Origin of the sequence: Halomonas sp. SIMBA_159 (assembly GCF_046536035.1) — a bacterium.
Taxonomy (GTDB): domain Bacteria; phylum Pseudomonadota; class Gammaproteobacteria; order Pseudomonadales; family Halomonadaceae; genus Vreelandella; species Vreelandella venusta_A.
The window spans coordinates 1-245 of sequence record NZ_JAWJBT010001303.1 but is presented as its reverse complement, the minus strand read 5'-3'; the positions used below and the strand labels follow the sequence as shown (position 1 = coordinate 245).

The window sequence follows — 245 nt, the reverse complement described above, 5'->3', positions numbered from 1 at the left end:
CCCGAACGGCTGAACGCCGCGGTCGAGCTCCTCGACCGCACGATCGACCGCTTCGGGCCCGACCGAGCCGCGATCCTGCTCGCAGACGGATCGTCGTGGAGCTATGGCGAACTCCGGCGGCGGGCTGACCAGTTCGCTCAGGTCCTCGTCGAAGACCACGGCCTCGTGCCCGGCAACCGGGTGCTGCTGCGGATGCTCAACGGCCCGTGGACGGTCGCCTGCTGGCTCGGGGCGCTCAAGGCGGG

1 protein-coding gene is annotated in these 245 nt (G+C 71.4%); it reads left to right on the top strand.

The features are described 5' to 3' along the window. Positions 1-245 (top strand): AMP-binding protein (locus tag R0J87_RS23465; RefSeq protein WP_498889387.1); only part of this gene is annotated, 245 nt, incomplete at both ends.